A 7,147-nucleotide genomic window follows, 5' to 3' on the forward strand; every position below is an offset into this window, starting at 1 on the left:
TCATATCAAAAGATACGTAAGCGATGGACATATTTATAAGGAAATTGACTTTGAAGACCAAGGCGAAAAATATCATTTCACCGAAAAAGTAAAAGCCCTTACGCTCCAAGATTTTGAACAAATGATGGAAGAAGCTGGAATCTTTCTTTTAGATATTTTTGGAGATTATAAATTGAAAAAATTCCACAAAACTGATAGCGAACGATTAATAATGATTTTTAAATAATGAATTATCTTTTACCATTATTTTCCGTCCTGATAGGTTATGGTATTGCCTTGTTTTTGAAACCTAAAAACAAAACCAATCTTAAATTATTGTTGGCATTCAGTGGCTCTTTTTTACTGTCGCTAACCGTAATGCATTTACTTCCTGATGTATATCAAAGCGAGAATCACAATGTGGGAATATTTATAATGTTGGGGATTTTGTTCCAAATAATATTGGAATTTTTCTCCAAAGGTGCCGAACACGGCCACGTTCACGGCCATGACCAAATGTCCCATATTCCTTGGTTGCTTTTTATCAGCCTTTGTATTCACGCCTTTTTAGAAGGATTTCCGGTGAGTCATCATCACAATTTAGCGGTAGGAATTGCCATTCATCACTTGCCCATCGCCATCATTTTGACCACTTTTTTCATCAATTCAAGTTTGGACAAAAAAGCCATTTTTGCCTTTATGATTACTTTTGCGATAATGACTCCATTGGGAACCATCTTATCTGATTATTTACCAATACTAAACGACTATTACACCGAAATTACCGCCATCGTTATTGGGATATTATTCCATATTTCATCCACCATCATTTTCGAAAGTAGCGAAGGACACAAATTTAATATTGCTAAGGTTTCTATGATATTATTTGGGATTGTATTGGCTTATTTTATATAAATTTGGGCGTGACCACAAGGGTCGGGCCCAATGTCATTAAGTTAAGCAAAAAAAGTCTCGATTTTGTCATTCCGAGGAACGAGGAATCTCATTACTTGCTCACATTATGAGATTTCTCCCGCTGGTCGAAATGACAAAAACCCTTAACTTAATAACATTGGGGTCGGGTTTTACGCTGCAATCCACGCAAAAAAAAATAATCGGACAGACAACTCGCGAGTTATATGCAACCGATACAATAAACTAACATAAATTATATCAAAGTATGGATTTTATTGAATTTGAAAACAGATTAAACGAACTAATTAAAATAGGAGAAATTGGTGAAGCAATTCAAATAGCCGAAGATGAATTAAATAAAATTCCTTCAACAAGTTTCCATAAAATAATTAATCGGAACCTTTTACATTTAACAAAAGAACTAAACGACTATATTAATGATTTTTACAAAATTTCTAAAAATCATTTAGAAGGAAATGGAAAAGGATTTCTAAATTCCCTTTTCTCTAAAAAAGAAGATACAGGTAAAACTCTAAAAGCAATATATTGCGAAATGAATGGATTCACTATCAATTATGATTTATGGTTTATTTCATTACAAGGGTTTAGTTCTTGTAATGATCTAGATGATATTGAATGGCTTGGAGATTCTGAATATGATTACGAAAGATATTTAACAATCTCAGGATTTGAAGATCTGCAATCAGTTTATAAAGACTATATGAACAATGAAAGATGGGATGAAGAAAATCTTGAAACCGCTTGTGAACTTTGTGCAATTTTAATCACGCTTAGACTTGAAGAACTTTTTAAAGAACTATACACCAAATCTATAAGTAAAAATATACCTTGGACAGAAATTCCACTTTTTGTTACTTCACACGACAGCGAATTAATATATAGAACTAAATTATGACCTTCACTAAAACCACCGAACAATCCTCGAAATACGAACATTTAGAAACGATGTCTGTTCAGGAATTATTGTTCAATATCAATCAGGAAGACAAAACTGTTCCTCTTGCTGTTGAAAAAGCCTTACCACAAATCGAGATTTTAATTACTCAAATCGTTGCCAAAATGAAATTGGGCGGACGATTATTTTATATTGGTGCTGGAACTTCAGGACGTTTGGGAATTCTTGATGCTTCCGAATGTCCACCAACCTTTGGTGTCCCTTTCGATTTGGTAAACGGAATAATTGCTGGCGGTGACAAAGCCATTCGCAGAGCAGTAGAAAATGCCGAAGATGATGCCAACCAAGCCTGGATTGACTTACAAGAATACAACATCAACGAAAATGATATTGTGGTTGGTATTGCCGCTTCTGGAACGACTCCCTATGTGATTGGTGGTTTGGAGGCTTGCAACCAAAATAACATTACTACGGGCTGTATTAGTTGCAACGAAGGAAGTCCGCTTTCGCAAACATCAAAATTCCACGTAGATGTTATAGTTGGCCCCGAATTTGTAACTGGAAGTTCCAGAATGAAAGCTGGTACAGCACAAAAATTAGTGCTCAATATGATTTCGACAACTACAATGATTCAACTCGGAAAAGTAAAAGGCAACAAAATGGTCGATATGCAGTTAAGCAACAGTAAACTTGTGGATCGTGGTGTAAAAATGATTATGGGCGAAATTCCTGTTTCATACCAAGAAGCTTCGAAACTGCTTGAAAAGTATGGTAGTGTAAGGAAAGCTGTTGATAATTTTGACGCAAAATAATCAGCGATTGAATTGTTCAAATAACGATTAACCGATTAAACAAATAACCGATTAAACCATTAAAATGTCAACAAACAAAGAACTTTTAACAAAAGGAGTGAAATATTTAGCTTGGGCTTTGCCGTTGCTTTTTATTGGTCCGTCGTTGATTTACAATGCGTTTATCAACAAACAAAATGTGTGGCATTATTTGGTTTTAACAATCGGAATCATTGCTTGTTTAAGTGCCGTTTATTTAATGTTTTTGGGTTTGAAAACAATGATGCGAAGTTTATTTAACGACTAATGGAAAACCTCATACACACGCATAAAACGTTCGAAAAAGTATCTTTTACGGACAAAAAAGTCAACAATCGGGAGTTTGAAGATTGCATTTTCAAGAACTGTGATTTTTCAAATAGCGATTTCTCGAACACTACTTTTATGGATTGCGAGTTCATTGACTGCAACCTTTCGATGACTAATTTAGCCGGAACGAGTTTGAAAACGGTTTATTTCAAGAATTGCAAATTACTTGGAATTCAATTCCAATCGTGCACTGATTTCTTGTTTAGTGTCAGTTTTCAGGATTGTGTATTGGATTATTCGTCTTTTGCCAACAAGAAAATGCCCAAAACAAAATTCAATTCTTGTTCGATGAAAGAAGTATCATTTATTGGAACTAATCTCACTAATTCGGTTTTTGAAAATTGTAATTTGGACAATGCAATTTTTAATGATACTCAATTGGCTGGTGTTGATTTCACTACTGCACAGAATTTTAAAATTGATCCTGAATTCAATCCTATGAAAAAAGCTAAGTTTTCTATCCAAGGAATTGTTGGACTTTTGGATAAATATGATATTAAAATCAATTAAAAATTACGAATTAAAAATTAAAAATCCCGAGTAGTAGTCAACAGCCAAAATAGAAATATAATTTTATATAAAATGAAAATATCTAATTCCTATTTAGAAAGCGTAAAAAAACAATTTCTCTATTATAAAACATTGGGAGAAAAAGCGATGGATCAACTTGAACCAGAACAACTTTTTGTTTCGATAAATGAAGATACCAATAGTATTGCTACCATTGTAAAACATCTTTCGGGAAATATGCTTTCGCGCTGGACTGATTTTTTAACTTCGGATGGAGAAAAAGAATGGCGCAATCGAGACGCTGAATTTATTGAAACCATTAAAACCAAAGAAGAATTATTGGCCAATTGGAACAAAGGTTGGAATTGTTTTTTTGAAGCATTAAATGGATTAAAAGCAGAACAACTTTCAGATATTATCTATATTAGAAACGAAGGACACACAGTTATTGAAGCCATAAACCGACAGTTAGCACATTATCCATATCACATTGGACAAATTGTTTTTTATGCAAAAATGTTGAAAAAAAGTGAATGGAACAGTCTGTCTATTCCAAAAAACAAATCTAATAGTTACAATTCAGATAAATTTTCAAAAGAAAAAAGCATCAAAAATTTTACGGATGATGAATTAAATAAATTGAAGAAATAATTTTAGCTAACTTTATAAAGATTGCTACGTGCCACGCAATGACAAACAAATGAAAAAAATAATCTTCCTCCTCCCATTACTTTTACTAATGTCTTGTTATAATGCAGAACATAATTGTAAAGACTTTAAAACCGGGAAATTCAAATTTGAGTTAAAAGTTGATGGTGTCAAAAAAACAACCCTTTTTGAACGAAATGACAGCATCGAAATTGAGACCTTTGAAGGTAAAACAGACACTTCGAGCATTCGTTGGGTAAGCGATTGCGAATATGTATTGCAGAAAATTCACCCGAAGAATAGGGCAGAAAAAAACGCTATTAGTATGAAAATTTTGACTACTTCAAAAAAATCCTATACTTTTGAATTTGGAATGGTAGGAAGCGATAAAAAACAACGCGGAACTGTTGAGAAAATTTCAGAATAACTCATAATTTATAACTCATAACTCAATAAAAATGGACGTATTTTTAAACCCAGATGCTTGGATTGCCGTGTTGACATTGACCTTTCTTGAAATTATACTCGGAATTGACAATATTATTTTTATATCGATTGTAACCGGGAAATTACCTGTAGAACAACGCAAAAAAGCCACAAAAGTGGGAATGTTTCTGGCTATGTTTATGCGAATTGCTCTCCTATTTGGAATCACCTTGTTGATTGCGATGAAAGAACCTTGGTTTTCTATCAATTTCAGTTGGTTGAATGCTCAATTTTCTGGTCAAAGTCTCATTTTACTTTTGGGTGGATTATTCCTAATTTATAAAAGCACAAAGGAAATCCACGAAAAAGTAGATTTAAAAGGCGAAGAAGAAAAGGAATTAAAACATTCGGCTGCAAAATCCTTTGGGAGTATCATTTTACAAATCATTTTGATTGACTTGGTTTTCTCTTTCGATAGTATCTTAACAGCTGTGGGAATGACTAACGGTGTTGCTGGAGCACTTTATATTATGATTACAGCCGTGATAATTTCAGTACTGATTATGATGCAATTTGCAGTTCCTGTGGGAACTTTTGTTAATAATCATCCCTCGATTCAGATTCTGGGATTGTCTTTTTTAATTTTGATTGGGTTTATGCTAATTACTGAAAGTGCCCATTTATCGAATGCGTTAATCTTTGGAAACCACGTTACTCCAGTGCCAAAAGGCTATTTGTATTTTGCGATATCGTTCTCACTTTTGGTGGAGGTTTTGAATATGAAAATGGATAAGAAAAAGAAATAAAAATCAACAATAAATAACAAAGGTCTCAAAGTAGAACAATTACTTTGAGACCTTTTTATTTGAAAAAATTATGCTTACTATAAATTAAAACAAAGTAATTTGTCCGTCTTCATCAGGCAGAATTTCATCTAAATTTTCATCAACTGAATTAACATCCGTTTCGCCTTCGACTTCCAGTTCTTCTGGAACAACTTCTTCGGGTTCTTCGTAAGGCAAAGGTTCCAAAAGATTCACTTGCTTTAATTTATCAGTGGTCAATTGATTTCCTAATGCTTTGAAACCTTTCACGGCAATAAAGCTTTCAATATCAACCGTTTGATTTTCTTTTTGAACGCCTTTCACTTTCGTGAAAATTAATTCAGCAACAGGACGATAATCTGTAGAAACTATTTCCAGTTGCGATTTAGGATGTTCTGTAATAAAAAGTTCTTCTTTATTTTCGGTTTCCACCAAAAATCGTTTTATATAATACCGTTCTTTTTCTCCATCATAATAAATAGCAGAAACTGGTTTTTTAGGATGCCATTTCTCCAAAACTACCATATCTTCTTCGAAATGTGTGGTCAATTCTGGTGTAAATACTTTTAGTTTTCCAGCTTGAGAAATCACTAGAATTTTGTCATTCGGTCTGAATTCTCCCAACAATTCTCCCCTAGCATCAACATTCAATTTTTGAACGGTATCGTCAAACCAAATCTTTCTTGGTCGCAAAGTTGAAATTCCTTTTTCCTTGATTTCGATTTTCTTAATTGGGTATTTAGAAACTATATTACCTTTCGAAGCCCGACCTTTTATAGCAATATTGGCAAAATCCAAATCCCATTTCAGCTTTTTGATGCTTCCTATTTGGCGCAAAATAATCGTGATAACTTCGGCTTCTCCATTAGGATTATGAGTAAAATACAATACTTGTGAGCCTTTGGTCTCATTGGTTAAATCGTATAATTTATCACGAGTAACTCCCGAAACATTGAAACGTTTAATATAAGATGGTCCCGATTTTCCGTCACGGTAAATCATATTGTAAATCGTTCGCTTGTCGCTTTTATCAAAAATAGCAACGTGAATAATATCTTTTCCAACAAATTTCTTGTCATCGACTTTGCAAATCATCATATTTCCATCACGAAGAAAAACAATTACATCATCAATATCCGAACAATCTGTTACGTATTCATCTTTCTTTAAACCTGTTCCTATAAAGCCTTCTTCCCTATTTACATAGAGTTTCGTGTTTCGCAAAGCTACTTTTGTTGCTTCGATATTATCGAAAGAACGCAACTCGGTTTGGCGTTCCCGACCTTTCCCGTATTTCTCTTTTAATTTGGAAAAATAAGCAATAGCAAAATCAATTAGATTGTCTAAATGATGTTGGACTTCCTTCATTTCTTCTTCCAATTTTGCAATAAAATCATCCGCTTTATCCGAATCGAAACGGGTAATACGAATCATTGGAATTTGAGTTAATCGCTGCAAATCATCATCATTAATTTCTCGAACGAAAGATTTTGCAAAAGGCTCAAATCGGTCGTACATATATTTATAAAGCGATTCTCTATCCGAATATAATTTGAAATCAATATACATTTCTTCACGAATGAAGATTTTTTCCAAGGTCGAAAAATGCCACTTATTTTTAAGCTCTTCTAATTGAATTTCGAGTTCTTGTCGAAGTAAATCAACGGTTCTTTCGGTAGAAATTTTCAACATATGAGAAACACCTACGAACAACGGTTTGTTGTCTTCAATCACACAACCCAATGGCGCAACCGAAGTTTCGCAAGCAG

At 33.5% G+C, this 7,147-nt stretch carries 9 protein-coding genes and 1 pseudogene; 9 read left to right on the forward strand and 1 reads right to left on the reverse strand.

The window, feature by feature from the left end:
- The 9 genes and pseudogenes from PHC28_RS13210 to PHC28_RS13250 all read left to right on the forward strand — a co-directional run.
- A pseudogene (locus PHC28_RS13210) lies at positions 1-226 on the forward strand (SAM-dependent methyltransferase); the annotation flags it as partial.
- Positions 226-894, forward strand: a complete 669-nt coding sequence (locus tag PHC28_RS13215) for a ZIP family metal transporter (protein ID WP_300101378.1) — start codon at positions 226-228, stop codon at positions 892-894. The pseudogene PHC28_RS13210 and the gene PHC28_RS13215, both read left to right, overlap by 1 nt.
- Before the next feature lie 265 nt (positions 895-1,159).
- The gene (locus PHC28_RS13220) at positions 1,160-1,810 is read left to right on the forward strand and encodes a hypothetical protein (protein ID WP_300101383.1); all 651 of its coding nucleotides are present in this window, start codon (positions 1,160-1,162) and stop codon (positions 1,808-1,810) included.
- Positions 1,807-2,622 carry an N-acetylmuramic acid 6-phosphate etherase gene (murQ, locus tag PHC28_RS13225; protein ID WP_300101387.1) on the forward strand — a complete coding sequence of 272 codons (816 nt, stop codon included), beginning with the start codon at positions 1,807-1,809 and terminating at the stop codon, positions 2,620-2,622. Before PHC28_RS13220 ends, murQ begins: the two co-directional genes overlap by 4 nt.
- 64 nt (positions 2,623-2,686) lie before the next feature.
- Positions 2,687-2,908 (forward strand): DUF6095 family protein, encoded by a 222-nt coding sequence (locus tag PHC28_RS13230; protein WP_300101390.1) that lies wholly within the window; start codon positions 2,687-2,689, stop codon positions 2,906-2,908.
- Positions 2,908-3,480, forward strand: a complete 573-nt coding sequence (locus PHC28_RS13235) for a pentapeptide repeat-containing protein (RefSeq protein ID WP_300101393.1) — start codon at positions 2,908-2,910, stop codon at positions 3,478-3,480. Before PHC28_RS13230 ends, PHC28_RS13235 begins: the two co-directional genes overlap by 1 nt.
- Positions 3,481-3,552: 72 nt before the next feature.
- Complete coding sequence (locus tag PHC28_RS13240; RefSeq protein ID WP_300101397.1) at positions 3,553-4,131, forward strand: DUF1572 domain-containing protein; 579 nt, start codon at positions 3,553-3,555, stop codon at positions 4,129-4,131.
- Between the two features lie 49 nt (positions 4,132-4,180).
- Positions 4,181-4,555 (forward strand): DNA topoisomerase IV, encoded by a 375-nt coding sequence (locus PHC28_RS13245; protein ID WP_300101401.1) that lies wholly within the window; start codon positions 4,181-4,183, stop codon positions 4,553-4,555.
- A 31-nt stretch (positions 4,556-4,586) separates the two neighbouring features.
- Positions 4,587-5,360, forward strand: coding sequence for a TerC family protein (locus PHC28_RS13250; RefSeq protein ID WP_300101406.1), 774 nt, complete (start codon positions 4,587-4,589; stop codon positions 5,358-5,360).
- A gap of 84 nt (positions 5,361-5,444) precedes the next feature.
- Here the strand turns inward: PHC28_RS13250 and PHC28_RS13255 are convergent.
- Positions 5,445-7,147, reverse strand: a 1,703-nt coding sequence (locus PHC28_RS13255) for a DNA gyrase/topoisomerase IV subunit A (protein WP_300101411.1), incomplete at its 5' end; no start/stop codon positions are given.

The organism is Flavobacterium sp. (genome assembly GCF_028712645.1).
GTDB lineage: Bacteria > Bacteroidota > Bacteroidia > Flavobacteriales > Flavobacteriaceae > Flavobacterium.